At 53.4% G+C, this 20,809-nt stretch carries 18 protein-coding genes; 13 read left to right on the plus strand and 5 right to left on the minus strand.

The genetic code is table 11. From position 1 onward, the window contains the following. Positions 1-21: 21 nt before the first annotated feature. Both AC1MDE_RS12650 and AC1MDE_RS12655 read left to right on the plus strand, forming a co-directional pair. Positions 22-1,179, plus strand: a complete 1,158-nt coding sequence (locus AC1MDE_RS12650; RefSeq protein WP_034829508.1) for a CdaR family transcriptional regulator — start codon at positions 22-24, stop codon at positions 1,177-1,179. A gap of 25 nt (positions 1,180-1,204) precedes the next feature. Further along, entirely contained in the window at positions 1,205-2,473 is a 1,269-nt protein-coding gene (locus AC1MDE_RS12655; protein WP_480344585.1) for an alginate lyase family protein, read from the plus strand. 8 nt (positions 2,474-2,481) lie between these two features. Here the strand turns inward: AC1MDE_RS12655 and AC1MDE_RS12660 are convergent, their stop codons facing one another. From AC1MDE_RS12660 to map, 5 genes are all read right to left on the minus strand, one after another. Further along, positions 2,482-3,186 (minus strand): FadR/GntR family transcriptional regulator, encoded by a 705-nt coding sequence (locus AC1MDE_RS12660; RefSeq protein ID WP_058962067.1) that lies wholly within the window; start codon positions 3,184-3,186, stop codon positions 2,482-2,484. Between the two features lie 143 nt (positions 3,187-3,329). Then, positions 3,330-3,722, minus strand: a complete 393-nt coding sequence (locus tag AC1MDE_RS12665; protein WP_034829501.1) for a DUF3461 family protein — start codon at positions 3,720-3,722, stop codon at positions 3,330-3,332. A gap of 294 nt (positions 3,723-4,016) precedes the next feature. Further along, on the minus strand, positions 4,017-4,841 hold the full coding sequence (gene dapD / locus AC1MDE_RS12670) for a 2,3,4,5-tetrahydropyridine-2,6-dicarboxylate N-succinyltransferase (protein ID WP_038648942.1): 825 nt from the start codon (positions 4,839-4,841) through the stop codon (positions 4,017-4,019). A 76-nt stretch (positions 4,842-4,917) separates the two neighbouring features. Next, on the minus strand, positions 4,918-7,572 hold the full coding sequence (glnD, locus tag AC1MDE_RS12675; RefSeq protein WP_058962066.1) for a bifunctional uridylyltransferase/uridylyl-removing protein GlnD: 2,655 nt from the start codon (positions 7,570-7,572) through the stop codon (positions 4,918-4,920). A 67-nt stretch (positions 7,573-7,639) separates the two neighbouring features. After that, positions 7,640-8,434 carry a type I methionyl aminopeptidase gene (gene map, locus AC1MDE_RS12680; protein ID WP_034829494.1) on the minus strand — a complete coding sequence of 265 codons (795 nt, stop codon included), beginning with the start codon at positions 8,432-8,434 and terminating at the stop codon, positions 7,640-7,642. Positions 8,435-8,754: 320 nt separating this feature from the next. Between map and rpsB the strand changes: the two genes are divergently transcribed. The 11 genes from rpsB to lpxD all read left to right on the plus strand — a co-directional run bounded on the left by rpsB (position 8,755) and on the right by lpxD (position 20,651). After that, entirely contained in the window at positions 8,755-9,474 is a 720-nt protein-coding gene (gene rpsB / locus AC1MDE_RS12685) for a 30S ribosomal protein S2 (RefSeq protein WP_034829491.1), read from the plus strand. 181 nt (positions 9,475-9,655) lie between these two features. After that, entirely contained in the window at positions 9,656-10,507 is an 852-nt protein-coding gene (gene tsf, locus AC1MDE_RS12690) for a translation elongation factor Ts (RefSeq protein WP_034829489.1), read from the plus strand. A gap of 154 nt (positions 10,508-10,661) precedes the next feature. Then, positions 10,662-11,387 carry a UMP kinase gene (gene pyrH, locus AC1MDE_RS12695; RefSeq protein WP_034829488.1) on the plus strand — a complete coding sequence of 242 codons (726 nt, stop codon included), beginning with the start codon at positions 10,662-10,664 and terminating at the stop codon, positions 11,385-11,387. Between the two features lie 143 nt (positions 11,388-11,530). After that, positions 11,531-12,088, plus strand: a complete 558-nt coding sequence (gene frr / locus AC1MDE_RS12700; protein WP_034829486.1) for a ribosome recycling factor — start codon at positions 11,531-11,533, stop codon at positions 12,086-12,088. Between the two features lie 115 nt (positions 12,089-12,203). Then, entirely contained in the window at positions 12,204-13,406 is a 1,203-nt protein-coding gene (ispC, locus tag AC1MDE_RS12705; RefSeq protein ID WP_176505770.1) for a 1-deoxy-D-xylulose-5-phosphate reductoisomerase, read from the plus strand. A 166-nt stretch (positions 13,407-13,572) separates the two neighbouring features. Beyond that, entirely contained in the window at positions 13,573-14,325 is a 753-nt protein-coding gene (gene ispU, locus AC1MDE_RS12710; RefSeq protein WP_034829480.1) for a (2E,6E)-farnesyl-diphosphate-specific ditrans,polycis-undecaprenyl-diphosphate synthase, read from the plus strand. An 18-nt stretch (positions 14,326-14,343) separates the two neighbouring features. Beyond that, positions 14,344-15,201, plus strand: coding sequence for a phosphatidate cytidylyltransferase (gene cdsA, locus AC1MDE_RS12715; RefSeq protein WP_479398040.1), 858 nt, complete (start codon positions 14,344-14,346; stop codon positions 15,199-15,201). Positions 15,202-15,213: 12 nt separating this feature from the next. Then, a complete protein-coding gene (gene rseP, locus AC1MDE_RS12720) occupies positions 15,214-16,563 on the plus strand; it encodes a sigma E protease regulator RseP (protein ID WP_058962064.1) in 1,350 nt (449 codons plus the stop codon). A gap of 51 nt (positions 16,564-16,614) precedes the next feature. After that, on the plus strand, positions 16,615-19,026 hold the full coding sequence (bamA, locus tag AC1MDE_RS12725) for an outer membrane protein assembly factor BamA (protein WP_058962063.1): 2,412 nt from the start codon (positions 16,615-16,617) through the stop codon (positions 19,024-19,026). Positions 19,027-19,121: 95 nt separating this feature from the next. Next, positions 19,122-19,622: an OmpH family outer membrane protein gene (locus tag AC1MDE_RS12730; protein ID WP_034829472.1), complete on the plus strand. Its 501-nt coding sequence runs from the start codon at positions 19,122-19,124 to the stop codon at positions 19,620-19,622. A gap of 3 nt (positions 19,623-19,625) precedes the next feature. Then, on the plus strand, positions 19,626-20,651 hold the full coding sequence (gene lpxD, locus AC1MDE_RS12735) for a UDP-3-O-(3-hydroxymyristoyl)glucosamine N-acyltransferase (protein ID WP_045813806.1): 1,026 nt from the start codon (positions 19,626-19,628) through the stop codon (positions 20,649-20,651). Positions 20,652-20,809 lie beyond the last annotated feature (158 nt).

Consider the following 20,809-nt stretch of genomic DNA (forward strand, 5'->3'; position numbering starts at 1 on the left):
TCCCTTTCTCTGGAGTGATTGATGGCCACCTATCATCTCGATGCGCGACTGGCTCAGGATATTGTTGCCCGCACCATGCAAATTATTGACAGCAATGTCAACGTGATGGATGCACGCGGCCGCATTATTGGCAGCGGCGATCGTGAGCGTATTGGCGAATTGCACGAAGGTGCGCTGCTGGTGTTGTCACAGGGAAGGGTGGTGGACATTGATGAGGCCGTGGCGAAACATCTGCATGGCGTACGTCCGGGCATCAACCTGCCGTTGCGTATTGACGGCGAGATTGTCGGCGTTATCGGCCTGACCGGTCAGCCAGCAGCACTGCGTCACTACGGTGAACTGGTGTGTATGACCGCCGAAATGATGCTGGAACAAGCGCGGCTGTTGCACATGCTGGCGCAGGACAGTCGTTTGCGCGAAGAGCTGGTGCTGAATTTGATCCGCAGCGACACTCTTTCACCTGCGCTGAGTGAGTGGGCGCAGCGCCTGGGCATCGATCTCAATCAACCGCGCGTGGTGGCGGTGGTGGAAGTCGACAGCGGCCAGCTTGGCGTTGACAGTGCGATGTCGGAATTGCAGCATTTACAAACTCTGCTGACAACGCCGGATCGTGACAACCTGATTGCTATCGTTTCACTCACTGAAATGGTGGTGTTGAAGCCGGCGCTCAATGCCCACGGCCGTTACGATCAAGACGATCACCGCCGTCGCGTGGATCAGTTATTACAGCGTATGAAAGAGAGTGGGCAGGTGCGGATGCGCATCGCGCTCGGCAATTTCTTTACCGGTCCCGGCAGTATTGCACGTTCCTACCGTACGGCGCGTACTACCATGATGGTGGGCAAACAGCGCATGCCGGAACAGCGCAGCTTCTTCTATCAGGATTTGGTGCTGCCCGTACTGCTGGATAGCCTGCGCGGTGGCTGGCAAGCGAATGAACTGGCGCGTCCGTTGGCGAAACTCAAAGCCAATGATAATAATGGATTATTGCGACGTACGCTGGTGGCGTGGTTCAGTCATAACGTGCAGCCCAGCGCCACGGCACGCGCACTATTTATCCATCGTAATACGCTCGAGTATCGCCTGAACCGCATCTCCGAGCTAACCGGATTAAACCTCGGCAATTTTGACGATCGATTGTTGCTGTATGTGGCGCTGCAACTGGATGAACAGAGCTAACCCTTAGCAGGGCCAGGAGAGGAAGATGCCCCGATTGAATGTGCGCCTGATTTGGCTGTTGGCCGGCTTGCTGATGACCGCGACCTGTCATGCCAAAGCTGTTTCGCTGGCCTTTTTATCTGGCGAAGAGATGCAACAGACGCGAACTGCGCTGCAAAATCATCAGGCTGCGCCACAGACAGAGCGGGCGTGGCAGCAACTCAAGCAGGCTGCCGATCGCGCGCTTAAACAGCCCAATCCCAGCGTGACGCAGAAAGGGATGTTACCTCCCAGCGGTTCCCGCCATGATTATCTCAGCCTGAGTGCCTACTGGTGGCCGAATCCCGACAAGCCCAATGGATTGCCATGGGTACGCCGCGATGGTGCGGTCAATCCGGCGAGTAAAAACGACCAAAGCGATGGTGTGCGTCTGGCTCGTTTCACCGCAGACGTGCAGGCATTGGCGCTTGCCTGGTATTTCTCCGGCGAAACCCGTTATGCAGCCAAAGCCCAATCGATGATTCGCAGCTGGTTCATCGATCCCACCACCCGCATGAATCCCAATCTTAATTATGCTCAGGGTGTGCCGGGTAAGGCTGAGGGCCGACACACCGGTGTGCTGGATGGGCGTTACTTTGCCACGCGCATAGTGGATGCACTGCAGCTACTGCACGATTCGCCCGGCTGGCACCCGCAGGATCAGGCTGCGATACATGCATGGTTTGGCGATTATCTCGGCTGGCTATTGCACAGTCAGTTGGCACAAGGCGAGCGTGATGCACCTAATAACCATGGCAGTTGGTATGCCGCACAGGTGGCGGGCATCGCGTGGTATTTGCATCAACCTCAGGTGATTAAGCAGATGGTGGTTTTAGCTCAGGATAAAATCGCCGGGCAAATTCGTGCGGACGGAACGCAGCCAATGGAACTGGCACGCACACGCTCGTTCCACTATAGCTATTTCAATTTGCAGTCTCTGACCAGCCTCGCGCAACTGGCACAGCGAAGCGGCGCGGGCGATCTTTGGCACTATCAACAGCAGAGCGGTTCATTGTTGAGTGCGCTGAATTATATGGCACCGTTTAGTGATGACAGCAAAACCTGGCCATGGAAAAATCGCGATCGTGTCAGTCTGCGCTTGATTCCACTGCTCTCGCTCACGGATCGCAGCCTGAACAGCGACCGTTATCAGCCCTGGATTCATCGCGCAATCGAAACGCAATCGGCGGCTCCTATCAGCCCAGCAGCGCGCGGTGCGGAAAGAGAAGCGCTGCGTGATCTGTGGTTGTTATCTCGGCCACCCACGTATCGGTGAGGGGAAAGTTATAGCCGAGGCTGTGTGCTGTTAAGCATTAAATTCATCGATGCCCTGTGCGCTGCATCGGCATCGCCGATCATGATCGCTTCATAAATCTTGCGGTGCTCGTCCAAAAAAATATCCTGCGCGCTGGAAGGCCAGGTAAAAAAGCATTTAAAGATGGTTTCCAGCAAATTACCTAACGGGATGTAAAAACAGTTGTCGGTAGAGTGAAAGATCAGGCGATGAAAGGCACTGTCTGCCTCCAGCCAGCGAGCAAGATCGAATTTACTCGCAGCGCAAACAGCGATCATTTCGCGAAATAACAGAGAAAGTTCGGTGCGTTGTGCCTGCGTAGCGTGTAGCGCAGCCAGTCTGGCAGCTTGCGGTTCGATAGCCTCACGGAAGTCCAGAAACTGTTGATACATCTCTGCCGTAGATTCGATGCCCTGCATCCATTCCAGCAGCTGCACATCAAGCAGATTCCAGTATGTGCGATCGCGCACATGCGTGCCGAGTTTGGGACGCGATTCTATTAATCCCTTCGAAGAGAGGAGTTTGAGGGCCTCACGCACGGCAGTTCTGCTGACGCCAAAGTGGCTACACAACTCGACTTCGCTGGGCAGAACATCACCAGCCTTTAGCGTTCCAGAGAGAATTTTTTGCGCGAGGTCACCGGCGATATGAACATCCAGACCGCGCTGTCCTGAGGTGATGGCTGCAAATTGCATGGATTTTGTGATACCTGAAGTCAGACATAACCCGATACTAGCCAGGGATTATGAATTCAGATAGGTGAAACAGGCCCAGATAAAACTGAATTAAGGCAAAAAAAAGGCCAGCATAAGCTGGCCCTGGGAACGTGGGGAGGAAATTAACGACCGTTGCGGGTCAGTTGATCCAGATCGGATTCAATTTCAGCGATCTTATTGGATACCACGTTTTCCAGATGACGCAGATCCGCGAGGATTTTGCGTTTCAGATCGACTTCGACCTGATCGCGCTGGCAAATCTGGTCCAGTTCATCGATCACGTAACGCAGGTTCGGGCTGATTTCCTGTACTTCCTTATAGCCCTGGCTGGTGTGATCGGCGACGACAGTTTTGCGCTGACGCGGGTATTTGAATTTCACGCTTTTGGCGAAGAATTCACCTTTGTCTTTGCGGAAGTAGATTTTCAGAATGTCGTTGCTGGCTTCCTGACGCAGGCTGTAACGGTCGATGTCTTCAGGAGAGCTGATACCTAAGCTTTTCAGGTTGTCGTACATAGCGTTTATATTCCATCTAAGAGTGGGTGAGCGCGCAGGACTATCATCATCATTCGGGATGCGGCAGATACGCAGCAACCGGAACGCTTACGGCATACTTAATCAACTGTAGACACAAAAACCGGGATGAACAGTGCGCGACCGGAGTTAACTGGCGCGGATTATGAACTGTTTGAAAAATAAACGCACCAGATAATTCGCGGCGCGAAGCAGGTAGTTTAGGTAAGAGTGTAAAGAAAAAATTACGGGCCAGAATACAGGCCCGTTGGCAGGGCAACCGGACTAATTTCTGACTTAGTCGATGGTACGCAGCAGTTCGTTGATGCCGGTTTTCGCCAGCGTTTTAGCGTCCACTTTCTTCACAATTACGGCGCAGTACAGGCTGTAGCTACCATCTTTAGACGGCAGGTTGCCCGATACCACCACTGAACCCGCTGGCACGCGGCCGTAATGCACTTCGCCAGTTTCACGATCGTAGATTTTGGTGCTCTGACCGATGTAAACGCCCATGGAGATCACTGAACCTTCTTCCACGATCACGCCTTCAACGATTTCAGAACGTGCGCCGATGAAGCAGTTGTCTTCGATGATGGTTGGGTTAGCCTGCAGTGGCTCCAGAACACCGCCGATGCCGACGCCGCCAGACAGGTGAACGTTTTTACCGATCTGGGCACAAGAACCCACGGTGGCCCAGGTGTCAACCATGGTGCCTTCATCAACGTAAGCGCCGATGTTAACGTAAGAAGGCATCAGCACGGTGTTACGTGCAATGAACGCGCCCTGACGCACGGCAGCAGGGGGAACAACGCGGAAGCCCGCATTTTTGAAGCGTGCTTCATCCCAGTTCGCGAACTTCATTGGGACTTTGTCGTAGAAACGGGTTTCTGCGCCTTCCATCACCTGGTTGTCATTGATGCGGAACGACAGCAGTACTGCTTTCTTCAGCCACTGATGCGTTACCCACTCCCCGTTGATCTTTTCAGACACGCGCAGTTCGCCGCTATCCAGCAGGCCAATAACCTGTTCGATGGCTTCACGGGTCACGCTGTCCACGCTGGCTGGCGTGATATCGGCGCGGCGCTCAAAGGCAGATTCAATAACGCTCTGTAACTGTTGCATAATAATTTCCTGAGTCTGTCATACGGGTGCCAGCGTCGCGCTGACACAGAGAATTAAGTCGATAAATCGATTGCGGTCACACTTTATCGTTTGGATTGAGGGCCTCTGTCAACCGTTGTTGCAGCACATTGCGCATTTCGACATCAAGTGCGCGCCGTTCGCTGTCCGCCAGGATGAAAAGATCCTCAACTCGTTCGCCAATCGTACTGATGCGCGCGCCGTGCAGTGACACACCGAGGTCGGCAAACACTTCCCCTACACGCGCCAGCAAGCCTGGTTGATCCAGCGCGACCAGCTCCAGATAGCTACGACGATCGGTGTGCGTCGGCAGGAAATTCACTTCGGTATCGACACTGAAGTGCTTAAGGCGTGCAGACTGGCGACGCGTGCGCGGCGGCACCCACTCGGTTTGGGTAATCGCTTGCTCCAGTGCCTGCATAATCATCGGATGACGATCGGCGGCCAGCGGACTGCCATCCGGTTCCAGCACAATAAAGGTATCCATCGCCATGCCGTCGCGGCTGGTAAAGATCTGAGCATCGTGCACGCTCAGATTGCGGCGGTCCAGCTCACCCGCTACTGCGGCAAACAGGTGAGGGCGGTCCGGGCTCCAGATAAAGATTTCAGTCCCGCCGCGAGTGGCCTGCGGGCTGACCAGCACCAGCGGCTTTGTAAGGTCATGGTCGATCAGATGACGTGCGTGCCATGCCAGTTGATTCGGCGTGTGACGCAGGAAATAGTCAGCACGGCAGCGGCTCCAGATATGGTGCAGGCGCTCTTCGTTAAGGTTTTCCATCCGCAACAGCGCGAGAGCCTGTAAGCGATGATGACGCACGCGTTCGCGCAAGTCCGGGCTGTTTTCCATACCGCGACGCAGCTGTTTTTCGGTCGCGAAGAACAATTCACGCAGCAGGCTCTGCTTCCAGCTGTTCCACAGACTTTCGTTAGTGGCGCAGATGTCGGCCACGGTGAGACACACCAGATAACGCAGGCGGTTTTCATTCTGCATGACTTCAGCGAATTGCTGAATCACCGTCGGGTCCTGAATATCACGGCGCTGGGCGGTGACCGACATCAACAGATGATGGCGCACCAGCCAGGCCACCAACTGCGTTTCCCGCGAGTTGAGCCCGTGCAATTCGGCAAAATCAAGCGCGTCCTGCGCCCCCAGAATCGAGTGGTCACCGCCGCGCCCTTTGGCAATATCGTGCAATAAGGCAGCCATCAGCAGCAGTTCGATCTGTGGCAAACGCGGCCAGAGTTCTACACACAATGGGTGCATCGGACGCGTGGCTTCGTTGGCGAAACTTTCCAGCTTTTGCAGGACGCGAATGGTGTGCTCATCCACCGTGTAAGCATGGAACAGGTCAAACTGCATCTGGCCGACAATATTGCCCCACAGCGGCGTATACGCCCAAAGGACACTGTGGCGATGCATCGGCACCAGCGCCCGCTTTACCGCGCCCGGATGGCGCAGAATCGCCATAAAGGTGTCACGCGCTTCGGCAATCTGGCACAGCGGCTGCTTCAGATGACGACGCGCATGGCGTAAATGACGTAGCGTGGTGGAGTAAATGCCGGTGATGTTCTCATTACGTACCATCACATAGAACATGCGCAGAATGGCCTGCGGTTCACGTTCGAACAACGTGGGGTCACGCAGATCAATCAAATTGCCGCGCAGTTGGAAATCATCATCAATGCTGCGCGGTTTCTCGGTGGTGGAGAGCGCGAGGATCGCTTCATCAAACAGCTGCAGCAGCATCTGATTGAGCTCACCAATGCGGCGCGTCACCCGGTAAAAATCTTTCATCATGCGCTCAACCGGCTCATTGCCTTCGCCGAGATAGTTGAGCCGCTGTGCCACCGTGAGCTGGCGATCAAACAACAAGCGGTTGTCGTAGCGTGTAAGCGTTAAGTGCAGCGCGAAGCGAATTCGCCAGAGGAACTCCTGGCATTCATTGATCTCATTACGTTCGGCTTCCGTGATAAAGCCAAAACCGACCATTTCATCCATGGTGGTGGCACCGAAATGGCGGCGCGCCACCCACTGTAAGGTGTGGATGTCGCGCAGGCCGCCCGGGCTGCTTTTAATATCGGGTTCGAGATTGTAGCTGGTGCCGTGGTAGCGCTGATGACGTTCCTGCTGCTCTTCAATCTTGGCCGCGAAAAAGCGAGAGGACGGCCAGAAGCCATCGCTGAAAATGTTCTTCTGCAACTCAAGGAACAGGGCGACATCGCCTGTCAGCATGCGGGATTCGATCAGGTTGGTCGCGACAGTAAGATCGGACAACCCCTCCAGTAAACACTCTTCCAGCGTGCGCACACTGTGGCCAACTTCGAGTTTTAAATCCCACATCAGCGTCAGGAGTTCGCTGGTGCGTTGCGCGGCCGCATCATCCAGTGGCTGGCGGCTGAGTATCAAGACATCGATATCGGAGAGCGGATGCAGTTCACCACGGCCATAGCCGCCCACCGCAACCAACGCAATCTCTTTCATTTTATCGAAGCCGTAGAAGCGCCACAGTCGGCGCAACAGACGATCGATAAATAGCGTGCGGGCATCAATCAGTGATTCAACGTCAGTACCGGCATCAAAGGCCATCCCGAGATGCTGCTGGAATTGCTCCAGATAGAGTTTTAATTTGTCACGCGTCAGGGCTTCATCGGGCCAGCTGGCGGGGGAATCAGTCAGGCCTTTGTGTACTGCTTCGGTCACGCTACCACTCATCGACATGCCTCGTAAGCGCCATAAAAAAGGCCGGCATTATGCCGGCCTGGTACTGTCTTGAAGAACGTTACGCGTTGTTTTCGAGCACCGCAGCAATGGTGTCATCTTCACGCAGCGTAAGAATCTCACAGCCGTTTTCTGTCACCACAATAGTATGCTCATACTGCGCGGACAAGCTGCGATCTTTGGTTTTTACGGTCCAGCCATCCTTCATGGTGCGGATACGATAATCACCGGCATTGACCATCGGCTCTACGGTAAAGGTCATCCCCGCCTGCAACACCACGCCGCCGTCATCGGCATCATAGTGCAACACTTGTGGTTCTTCGTGGAAACCTTTGCCGATGCCGTGGCCGCAGTATTCACGTACCACAGAGAAATCCTGTGCTTCAACATATTGCTGAATCGCACGGCCCAGCTCGCGCAGGCGGATGCCCGGTTTAACCAGACGCAGTGCAATGTAGAGGCTTTCCTGGGTGACACGGCACAAGCGCTCGCCTTGAATAGTCGGTTTGCCGACGATGAACATCTTCGAGGTATCGCCGTGATACTCGTCTTTGATCACCGTGACGTCAACGTTGACTACATCGCCATCTTTTAAAACGCGGTCATCGCTCGGGATGCCGTGGCACACCACTTCATTAACCGAAATACACACCGATTTCGGGAAGCCGTGATAGCCAAGGCAGGCTGAGATAGCCTGCTGCTTATTCGTGATGTGATCGTGGCAGAGGCGGTCGAGTTCACCTGTGGTCACACCCGGCACCACGTGCGGGGCGATCATTTCCAGCACTTCAGCAGCCAGACGGCCCGCCACGCGCATTTTTTCGATTTCTTCAGGGGTTTTGATTGAAATGGCCATTAAATAATCCGCAATTGCCGACATTTTCGACAATAATGAGTTCTGTGGCAGTCATGTTAGCAGTCAGTCATTAGGCTGCCAAATCGGGATGACTCCTCGCTCACGCTGCTAACAACTGTTGGCGTATTCCTGCGCGTTATGGTATAAAGCGCGCCGACGATTCTCTGTCACCTTCGTTTTGTTGGCTGGCAGGAAACGCATAAAACTCATTATGTGTACTAAAACACACATGTATCGACACATACGCCGGGGTGCCTTGAAAGAGGTCGGTTGTATGGGATACATGGAGGCCCAACCCCAATCATACTTTAGAGGTAATCATGGCAACTGTTTCAATGCGCGACATGCTCAAGGCTGGTGTTCACTTTGGTCACCAGACCCGTTACTGGAACCCGAAAATGAAGCCATTCATCTTCGGTGCTCGTAACAAGGTTCACATCATCAACCTTGAGAAAACTGTACCAATGTTCAACGAAGCTCTGGCTGAGTTGCAGAAGATCTCTTCACGTAAAGGCAAAATCCTTTTCGTTGGTACTAAGCGCGCTGCTGCCGAAGCGGTAAAAGAGTCAGCTCTGAGCTGCGACCAGTTCTTCGTTAACCACCGCTGGTTGGGTGGTATGCTGACCAACTGGAAAACTGTTCGTCAGTCAATCAAGCGTCTGAAAGATCTGGAAACTCAGTCTCAGGACGGTACTTTCGACAAGCTGACCAAAAAAGAAGCACTGATGCGTGCTCGTGAACTGGCCAAGCTGGAAAACAGCCTGGGCGGTATCAAAGATATGGGCGGTCTGCCGGATGCACTGTTCGTTGTTGACGCTGACCACGAACACATCGCAATCAAAGAAGCAAACAACCTGGGTATCCCAGTATTTGCTATCGTTGATACCAACTCTGATCCAGATGGCGTTGATTTCGTTATCCCAGGTAACGACGATGCGATCCGTGCTGTAAGCCTGTACCTGACTGCTGTTGCGACCACCGTGCGCGAAGGCCGTTCACAGGATCTGGCTGAGCAGGCTGAAGAAGCTGCTGAAGCTTAATAAGGTTCGCTCTTTCTAAGAGCCCTTAGACATCAGATGTTATCTGTTAAGGGGGCCGCACAGGCCCCTTTTATTTATCTAAGTTTGTCACGCTTCTTTCGGGTAAGCGGGGCAGAGTAAATTTTCCGCAACAAGTTTCTGACAGTGTTAACGCACACAGAGACGAATCGAGGATTCTGGAATGGCTGAAATTACCGCTGCATTGGTAAAAGAACTGCGTGAGCGTACTGGCGCAGGCATGATGGATTGCAAAAAAGCGCTGACCGAAGCGAACGGCGACATCGAGCTGGCGATTGAGAACATGCGTAAATCTGGCGCGATCAAAGCCGCTAAGAAAGCAGGCAACGTTGCTGCTGACGGCGTGATCAAAACCAAAATCGCTGATGGTTTCGCAGTGATTCTGGAAGTTAACTGCCAGACTGACTTCGTTGCTAAAGATGCTGGTTTCCAGGCTTTCGCTGACAAAGTGCTGGATGCAGCTGTTGCTGGTAAAGTGACTGATGTTGAAGCTCTGAAAGCGCAGTTCGAAGAAGAACGCGTAGCGCTGGTTGCTAAAATCGGTGAGAACATCAACATCCGTCGTGTTGCTATCCTGGAAGGTGCTCAGCTGAACAGCTACCAGCACGGCGCACGTATCGGCGTAGTGGTTTCTACCACCGGTGCTGATGAAGAGCTGAGCAAGCAAGTTGCGATGCACGTTGCGGCAAGCAAGCCAGAATTCGTTAAGCCAGAAGACGTGTCTGCTGATGTGGTTGAGAAAGAGTACCAGGTTCAGCTGGACATCGCCATGCAGTCTGGCAAGCCTAAAGAAATCGCAGAGAAAATGGTTGAAGGCCGCATGAAGAAATTCACCGGCGAAGTTTCTCTGACCGGTCAGGCTTTCGTTATCGATCCAAGCAAAACTGTTGGCCAGGCTCTGAAAGAGAAAGGCGCAGACGTGATTAACTTCATCCGCTTCGAAGTGGGCGAAGGCATCGAGAAAGTTGAAGCTGACTTCGCAGCAGAAGTTGCTGCAATGTCCAAACAGTCTTAATGCTCCGAAAGAACCGCCGGAAGGCGGTTCTTTTTTGTCTGCGTTTTGCGTGGACCACTTTTCAGTCTCATCCCAATAGCTTTTTTCGTTCGCTAAGCGGATGATCGATCAGATTTAACTTCTCATTCATCATATCTTCCAGGAAGAATTGACCATGGCGACCAACGCAAAACCTGTATATCAACGTATCCTGCTAAAACTGAGTGGCGAAGCACTGCAAGGTGCCGAAGGTTTTGGTATTGACGCGAGCGTGCTTGACCGTATGGCGCAAGAGGTGAAAGAGCTGGTTGAGCTGGGCATCCAGGTGGGTGTGGTTATTGGTGGCGGTAACCTGTTCCGTGGCGCTGGCCTGGCACAGGCAGGCATGAACCGTGTGGTCGGCGATCACATGGGTATGCTGGCAACCGTGATGAACGGTCTGGCAATGCGAGACGCATTGCACCGTGCGTATGTTAACGCGCGTCTGATGTCCGCGATTCCGCTGAATGGCGTGTGTGATAACTACAGCTGGGCAGAAGCGATCAGCCTGCTGCGCAATAACCGCGTGGTGATTTTCGCCGCCGGTACTGGCAACCCGTTCTTTACCACTGACTCCGCCGCTTGTCTGCGTGGCATCGAAATCGAAGCCGATGTGGTATTGAAAGCCACCAAAGTTGACGGTGTTTATTCAGATGATCCGGTGAAAAACCCGGACGCGACGCTGTATGAACAGCTGACCTATGGCGAAGTACTGGATAAAGAGCTGAAAGTGATGGATCTGGCGGCCTTTACATTGGCTCGCGACCATCAACTGCCGATCCGCGTCTTCAACATGAACAAGCCTGGCGCACTGCGTCGCGTAGTGATGGGTGAAAAAGAAGGCACTCTGATTACGCATTAATACCCGACGCAAGATAAAATAAGGTATATTCTGTTGGCGCGATGCAGTGGCATCGCGCAGCTTTCAGGATGATCGATGTTTATCGATACCACTTCCGGGCTGCCCGGAGATGGCCAGGTCAAACCGAATCCAAGGGTTTTAACGTGATTAACGACATTAAAAAAGATGCCGACACGCGCATGGAAAAATGCGTGGAAGCATTCAAAAACCAAATCAGCAAAGTGCGCACCGGTCGTGCTTCGCCTTCACTGCTCGACGGCATTATGGTGCCTTACTACGGTACACCTACGCCATTGCGTCAGCTGGCTAGCGTCACGGTAGAAGATTCTCGTACGCTGAAAATCAACGTGTTTGACCGCTCACTGAGCCCGGCCGTTGAAAAAGCGATTATGGCATCTGACCTGGGTCTGAACCCAAGCTCAGCAGGTACCGATATTCGTGTGCCACTGCCAGCGCTGACCGAAGAGCGTCGTAAAGATCTGATCAAGGTCGTGCGTGGTGAAGCGGAGCAGGGGCGTGTTTCTGTTCGTAACGTGCGCCGCGATGCTAACGACAAGATCAAAGCGCTGCTGAAAGACAAAGAGATCAGCGAAGACGACGAACGTCGCTCGCAGGATGAGATCCAGAAAATGACCGATGGCTATATCAAAAATGTTGATGTCGCATTGGCCGAAAAAGAAAAGGAACTGATGGATTTCTAATTCCATCTACTGCCTTTAAAAACGCCGTTCAGAGACGTTGTGCGACTCTGGCGGCGTTTTACATTGTGCCTGGCGCTGTTGCAGGCACGATCCACGACGTCACAGGGATAGCATGATGAAGCGATTAACTCTGCTGGGTTCCACCGGCTCGATTGGTACCAGCACACTGGCAGTCATCGCAGCCAATCCAGACTTGTACCAGGTCACCGCGTTGGTGGCGGGTCAAAACGTAGCGCTAATGGCTGAACAGTGTCAGCAATTTACCCCACGCTATGCGGCGATGTCTGATGAAGCCTCCGCACAAGCGCTGCGTGAGCGACTGAGAGCATTGAATCTTCCTACCGAAGTGCTCTCCGGCGTTCAGGCGGCTTGCGAGCTGGCGGCACTCGATGAAGTGGATCAGGTGATGGCGGCTATTGTTGGCGCCTCCGGGCTGCAACCCACACTTGCCGCAATTCGTGCTGGCAAAACCGTTTTACTCGCGAACAAAGAGTCACTTGTCACGTGCGGCCGCCTGTTTATGGAGGCTGTGCGTCATCACAAGGCACAGCTGTTGCCGGTCGACAGCGAGCACAACGCCATTTTTCAGAGTTTACCCGCTTCCATACAGCATCAGTTGGGGTACGCTGATCTGCGAGAGAATGGCATTGATTCTATTCTCCTTACGGGATCGGGTGGTCCTTTTCGTGACACGCCATTAGCGGATTTGGCCGCTATGTCGCCAGATCAAGCGTGCGCACATCCGAACTGGTCAATGGGGCGTAAAATCTCCGTTGATTCGGCCACCATGATGAATAAAGGTCTTGAATACATTGAAGCCCGCTGGCTATTTAATGCCACTGACGCACAGATGGAAGTCATCCTGCATCCGCAGTCGGTGATTCACTCCATGGTGCGTTACTGCGATGGCAGTGTGCTGGCGCAGCTGGGATCGCCTGATATGCGAACCCCTATCGCGCACAGCATGGCATGGCCAGCACGTATTTCGGCCGGCGTAACGCCACTCGATTTCACGCGAATGAAGTCACTGACGTTTGCTGAGCCGGACTATGAGCGCTATCCCTGCCTGAAGCTGGCAATCGATGCTTGCTCAACAGGGCAGGCCGCCACCACCACGCTGAATGCGGCAAACGAAGTGGCCGTTGCGGCATTTCTGCAGCATCAGATTCGCTTTACCGACATCGCCGCCATCAACAGCGAAGTGCTGGCGTCCCTGATATGTCAGGAGCCGGGCAGCATTGAGGATGTGATGGAGATCGATCGGTTAGCGCGTATCTGTGCCACAGAATTGCTACCACGCTTTCGTTTAGCAGGTTGATACTTCCCGCTATTTGTTCGCTCAGGGTGAAAATGGTATAGTCGCTCGCTCGCGTTTTTCGGCCCGACATTGTTTCGATGTCATCTGGTAGCGATGCCGGGGTTCGCCGCAGGCGCAATGTATTCAGAAACCACAGCATTTCTGATGAAAGGAATTATTACGCGTTATGTCGTCCAACAATCACAACACAATCGATGACGAGTCGTACTGCACGCCACGTCACGTGGCCATCATTATGGATGGTAATGGTCGCTGGGCAAAAAATCAGGGCAAACTGCGTATTTCAGGCCACAAAGCCGGGGTAAAATCAGTACGCCGGGCCGTCAGCTTTGCGGTCAGCCATAAACTGGAAGCGCTCACGCTCTATGCGTTCAGCAGTGAAAACTGGAGCCGACCGGTACAGGAAGTGACGGCCTTAATGGAATTGTTTGTCTGGGCGCTCGACAGCGAAGTCAAAAGCCTGCACAAGCATAACGTGCGTCTGCGCGTGATTGGCGATATCAGTCGTTTCAATAATCGTATTCAGGAACGCATTCGTCGCGCCGAGGAACTGACTCAGCAAAATAATGGACTCACCCTCAACATTGCTGCCAACTATGGTGGCCGTTGGGATATTATCCAGGGTGCCAGAAAACTGGCTGAACAGGTTCAGGAAGGTTTATTACGTCCTGACCAGATAACCGAAGAAAGTCTGGCTCCCTATCTGTGTATGCAGGAGCTGGCGCCGGTGGATTTAGTGATAAGGACCGGGGGAGAGCATCGGATTAGCAACTTCCTGCTGTGGCAGATCGCCTATGCTGAGTTTTGGTTTACCGATGTTCTTTGGCCTGATTTTGATGAACACGTTTTTGAAGGTGCACTGAATGCATTCTCTTCGCGGGAGCGACGCTTTGGCGGCGCGGCACCAGGCGGCGCCTGAGCAATCTGGGGGTAACCTTTGCTGAAGTCTCGTCTGATCACCGCGTTTATTCTGATTCCGCTGGTGATCGCTGCTCTGTTTTGGTTACCGCTGTCCGGATTTGCGATTACCACTATCATCATCTGTATGCTTGCCGCCTGGGAATGGGGGCAGCTGGCGGGTATGAAGACACGTCAGCAGCGTATCTGGCTCGCCGTGTTATGCGGTTTATTGCTCTCAGTGATGCTGTTCACCCTGCAACCCTATCAACGCAATCTGCACCAGTTCCAGATGGAGGGCTCACTTTGGGCCGCGCTGGGATGGTGGATTGTCGCCCTGTTTCTCGTGCTGTTTTATCCTGCCTCTGCGGCGTTGTGGCGCACTTCGCGCCCACTCCGCGTGTTATTCGGCATCCTGACCGTGATTCCCTTCTTCTGGGGCATGATGGCGCTGCGCCAGTATCATTACGATACCGATCACTTTGCGGGAGCATGGTGGTTGCTGTTTGTGATGCTGCTGGTATGGGGCGCAGATTCTGGCGCTTACATGTTTGGCCGTTTGTTTGGTAAACATAAGCTGGCGCCAAAAGTGTCACCGGGTAAAACCTGGGAAGGCTTCTTTGGCGGCCTGCTGTCATCCGCGATTATCGCCTGGCTGTTTGCGCTGCTGGCTCCGCTTTCTGTGGCGCCGGGTACGCTGATTATCTGTGCCGTTATTGCTACGCTGGCTTCGGTTCTGGGGGATCTGACCGAGAGCATGTTCAAACGTGAAGCGGGCATCAAAGACAGCGGTAACTTGATTCCGGGTCACGGTGGTATCCTCGATCGTATCGACAGCCTGACCGCTGCGGTGCCGGTTTTTGCCTGCCTGCTGCTGCTGGTGTTCCGCACCTTCTGAGGATTAGCGACAATGTTGAGCATACTCTGGAGTTTTGTCGCCTTTATCGTGGCACTTGGCGTACTGATCACCGTGCACGAATTCGGCCACTTTTGGGTCGCCCGCCGCTGCGGTGTTAAAGTCGAACGTTTCTCTATTGGCTTTGGCAAAGCGTTGTGGCGTCGTAGCGATCGTCAGGGCACGGAATACGTCATTGCCCTGATCCCGCTCGGCGGCTACGTCAAAATGCTCGACGAACGCGTAGAGAGCGTTCCCGCTGAACTCCGCCATCAGGCCTTCAACAATAAAACTGTGCTGCAGCGTGCTTCGATCATCGCGGCCGGCCCCATTGCTAACTTTATCTTTGCCGTCTTCGCTTATTGGGTCGTCTTTATCCACGGCGTACCCGGTGTGCGTCCGGTTGTTGGCGAAATTCTGAACGGTTCCGTCGCAGCTGAAGCGCAAATTACCTCCGGTATGGAACTTAAAGCGGTAGATGGTATCGAAACGCCTGATTGGGATGCAGTGCGCATGGCGCTGATCGGAAAAATCGGCGACAGCAGTACCACGCTTACCGTCTCGCAATTCGGTGAAAATGCCACGCAGCAGAAGCAGGTCGATTTGCGCGAATGGCAGTTTGAACCGGATAAACAGGACCCGGTTGTGGCATTAGGGATTCGTCCTCGTGGGCCACAAATCGAAACGACCTTAGCTGAAGTGCAGGCAAATTCGCCGGCCAGCGCTGCCGGTTTGCAAGCAGGCGACAGGATCGTTAAAGTCGATGGTCAGCCGTTAACACAATGGCAGGCTTTTGCGGCGCAGGTGCGCGATAATCCGCGCAAAAACATGGCGCTGGATGTGGAACGTAACGGCGAACTCGTGGCGTTGACGTTAACGCCAGAAGCGAAACCGGGCAATGAAGCGGAAGGCTTTGCGGGAGTGATTCCGCGCGTCATTCCGCTGCCGGATGAGTATAAAACGGTTAGGCAGTATGGGCCCTTTGCCGCTATCGGTGAAGCCAGTGTCAAAACCTGGCAACTGATGAAGTTAACGGTCTCAATGCTGGGCAAGTTGATTACCGGGGATGTGAAGCTGAATAATCTGAGCGGGCCAATTTCGATTGCGCAAGGTGCAGGGTTATCAGCGGAATACGGGGTGATTTATTATCTGATGTTCCTGGCGCTGATCAGCGTCAATCTGGGGATCATCAACCTGTTCCCTCTGCCGGTATTAGATGGTGGACATCTGCTCTTTCTGGCGATCGAAAAGATCAAAGGTGGACCGGTGTCCGAGCGAGTTCAGGACTTCAGTTATCGCATTGGCTCAATTCTGCTGGTGTTATTAATGGGGCTTGCACTTTTCAATGATTTCTCACGTCTGTAATAGCTGGACTGCGGACAGGCGCGGGATGTGTTAGGAAAACGCATAACAACGATGGCGATGAAAAAGTTGCTCATAGCGTCGCTGCTGTTTAGCAGCGCCACCGTTTACGGTGCAGACGATTTCGTAGTGAAGGACATTCATTTCGAAGGTCTCCAGCGAGTCGCCGTCGGCGCGGCTCTGCTCAGCATGCCCGTACGTGTCGGTGATACCATTTCTGACGATGACGTCAGAAACACCATTCGCTCTCTGTTCGCCACCGGCAACTTTGAAGATGTTCAGGTTCTGCGTGATGGAACAACCCTGATTGTTCAGGTGAAAGAGCGTCCGACCATTGCCAGCATCACTTTCTCCGGCAACAAAGCGGTGAAAGAAGATCAGCTGAAGCAGAACCTTGAAGCTTCTGGTGTGCGCGTCGGTGAAGCACTCGACCGCACCACACTTTCTTCGATTGAGAAGGGCCTGGAAGACTTCTACTACAGCGTCGGTAAATACACCGCCAGCGTGAAAGCGATTGCGACACCGCTGCCCCGTAACCGCGTGGATCTGAAATTCGTCTTCCAGGAAGGCGTGTCAGCTCAGATTCAGCAGATCAACATCGTTGGCAACAAAGCCTTTAGCTCTGACGAATTGATCTCGCGCTTCTCACTGCGTGATGAAGTGCCATGGTGGAACGTGGTTGGCGATCGTAAATACCAGAAACAAAAGCTGGCCGGGGATCTTGAGACCCTGCGTAGCTTCTATCTGGATCGCGGTTATGCGCGCTTCAACATCGATTCCACTCAGGTGAGCCTGACGCCAGATAAAAAAGGCATCTACATCACTGTGAACATCAACGAAGGCGATCAGTATAAGATTGCCGGCGTGATCGTGAACGGCAGCATGGCGGGCCACTCTGCGGAAATCGAAAAGATGACGCGTATTCCATCGGGTGAGCTGTACAACGGCACCAAAGTTACCCAGATGGAAGACGACATCAAAAAACTGCTGGGTCGTTATGGCTATGCCTATCCGCGTGTGGTGACACAGCCGGAAATTAACGATGCAGACAAAACCGTTAAACTGCATATCAATGTGGATGCCGGTAACCGTTATTACGTGCGCAAAGTGCGCTTCGAAGGTAACGATACGTCGAAAGATTCCGTACTGCGCCGTGAGATGCGTCAGATGGAAGGCGCATGGTTGGGCAGCGACCTGGTTGACCAGGGTAAAGAGCGTCTGAACCGTACCGGTTACTTTGAAACCGTCGATGTGGACACGCAGCGTGTGCCAGGTTCTCCGGACCAGGTGGATGTAGTTTATAAGGTTAAAGAACGTAACACCGGTACCTTCAACTTTGGTGTGGGTTACGGTACTGAAAGTGGCGTCAGCTTCCAGGTAGGTGTGACCCAGGAAAACTGGCTCGGCACCGGTAATACCGTTGGCATCAGCGGTACCAAAAACGATTACCAGACCTATGCTGAATTCTCACTGACCGATCCGTATTTCACGGTCGACGGTGTGAGCCTGGGTGGTCGTGTCTTCTATAACGACTTCAAAGCGGATGATGCTGACCTGTCTGACTACACCAACAGAAGTTATGGTGTGGATGGCACTTTGGGCTTCCCGGTTAATGAAAACAACACATTGCGTGTCGGCCTGGGTTATGTGCATAACGATCTGTCCAACATGCAGCCGCAGGTTGCGATGTGGCGTTATCTGGACTCGGTTGGACGCCATCAGGGTCTGAATGATGATGGTGATTTCTCTGCAGATGACTTCACCTTCAACTACGGTTGGACGTATAACACGCTGGACCGTGGATTCTTCCCAACCAAGGGTAACCGTACCAACCTGAACGGCAAAGTGACCATTCCGGGTTCCGACAACGCCTTCTACAAAGCGACGTTGGATAGCCAGCAGTACGTGCCACTGAACCGTGATGGCACCTGGGTGGTGCTGGGACGTGGCCGTGTCGGATATGGTGACGGGCTCGGTGGAAAAGAGATGCCGTTCTATGAGAACTTCTACGGCGGTGGTTCAAGTACGGTTCGTGGCTTCCAGTCCAATACCATTGGTCCGAAAGCGGCTTATCTGAACGATCACTCCTCCACCTGTAACCTGACGGATGCCAATGGCGTCTGTAAGTCAGATGATGCGGTGGGTGGTAACGCTATGGCGATTGCCAGCCTTGAGCTGATCACGCCAACGCCGTTCCTGAGCGAGAAATACGCTAACTCAGTCCGTACTTCGGTGTTTATGGATGCCGGTACCGTCTGGGATACCAAATGGCAGAACACTGCAGAAACCCGTGCGGCGGGCATTCCGGACTACAGCGATCCGAATAACATTCGTGTCTCTGCGGGTGTCGCCCTGCAATGGATGTCGCCATTAGGTCCGCTGGTATTCTCATATGCTCAGCCGATGAAGAAAGTCGAGGGAGACAAGTCAGAGCAGTTCCAGTTTAACATTGGTAAAACCTGGTAAGGCTCTGAACAAGGAAGTGAAAATACCGTCTTGCATCCGTGTCGCGCTCTGTCGTGACACGCTGCAAACACACACGTCGAGGTAAGGAGTTTATAGTGAAAAAGTTGTTCTGTGCTGCTGCTCTGGGTGTTGCTTTAGCTGCTTCTGCGGGTGCCCAGGCGGCCGATAAAATCGCCGTCGTGAACCTGAGCCAGGTATTCCAGCAGTCTCCGCAGCGTGCCGCTGTTGCTAAACAGCTTGAGGGCGAGTTCTCAAGCCGTGCTTCTGACCTCCAGGCGCAGCAGCAGAAAATCCAGGGTGAAATCCAGGATCTGCAGCGCAATGCGTCAACCATGAAGGCCAGCGACCGTACCAAGAAAGAGAAGCAGATTGCTTCTGAGCGTGCTGCTTTTGAACAGAAAGCGCAGGCTTTCGACAAAGACAACCAGACTCGTCAGATGCAGGAGCGTAACAAGCTGCTGGCTAAAATCCAGACCGCTGTTCAGTCTGTAGCGAAAAGCGATGGTTACGATCTGGTGCTGGATTCTCAGGCCGTTCTGTACTCTTCTGCTGATGCTAAAGACATTACTGCTGACGTTGTAAAACAGGTTAAATAATCGATGTCATCAATTCGACTGGCTGATTTAGCCCAGCAGTTGGATGCAGAATTGCACGGAGATGGCGATATCGCCATCTCCGGCATTGCTTCTATGCAATCCGCCACCACTGGTCAAATCACTTTTCTTGCAAACAGCCGCTACCGCGAGCAGCTCGCTCATATCCAGGCTTCAGCCGTGGTGCTGACGGAAGCGGATCTGGAGTGGTGTAAAACCGCTGCCCTGGTGGTGAAAAATCCTTACTTAACGTACGCTCGCATGGCACAACTGCTGGACACAACGCCGCAGCCCGCGCAGAATATCGCGCCCAGTGCGGTGATCGATCCGACAGCGACGCTGGGTAAGAACGTTTCGGTGGGCGCGAATGCGGTGATCGAGTCTGGCGTTGAGCTGGGCGACGACGTCGTGATTGGCGCAGGATGTTTTGTCGGTAAGCAGACGCGTATCGGTCGCGGCTCACGTTTGTGGGCTAACGTGACGATTTACCATGAGATCGAGATTGGTCAGGATTGTCTGATTCAGTCGGGTACCGTGATCGGTGCCGATGGTTTCGGGTATGCTAACGACCGTGGCAATTGGGTGAAAATTCCACAGCTGGGAACCGTGGTAATTGGTGATCGCGTTGAAATTGGTGCTTGTACCACCATCGATCGCGGTGCACTGGATAACACTCTGATCGGCAATGGTGTTATCATAGACAACCAGTGTCAGATTGCGCACAACGTTGTGATTGGAGATAACACGGCCGTTGCGGGCGGTGTGATCATGGCGGGTAGTCTGAAGATTGGACGTTATTGTATGATTGGCGGCGCCAGCGTCATTAACGGCCATATGGAAATCTGTGACAAAGTGACCGTAACGGGCATGGGCATGGTAATGCGCCCGATCACAGAGCCTGGGGTATACTCATCGGGTATCCCACTGCAACCCAACAAAACCTGGCGTAAAACGGCAGCGCTGGTGATGAATATCGATGAAATAAGCAAACGCTTAAAAGCCATCGAACGTAAGGTCGGCAAAGACGACTAAACGCATCGCTCGCGACCCGCTTTCATAATAAAGCAGCGTGCCTTCTTGCGACTTCGGCTTACCCCGAATGCGTGTGAGGAGGTCTCTCAGGAAAGCGTTACGCCACCGAACTGATTTGCGGCCTGCGGAGGATCATTTTGATCTGTGCAGGCCGTGTT

Source organism: Pantoea folii (assembly GCF_056678875.1).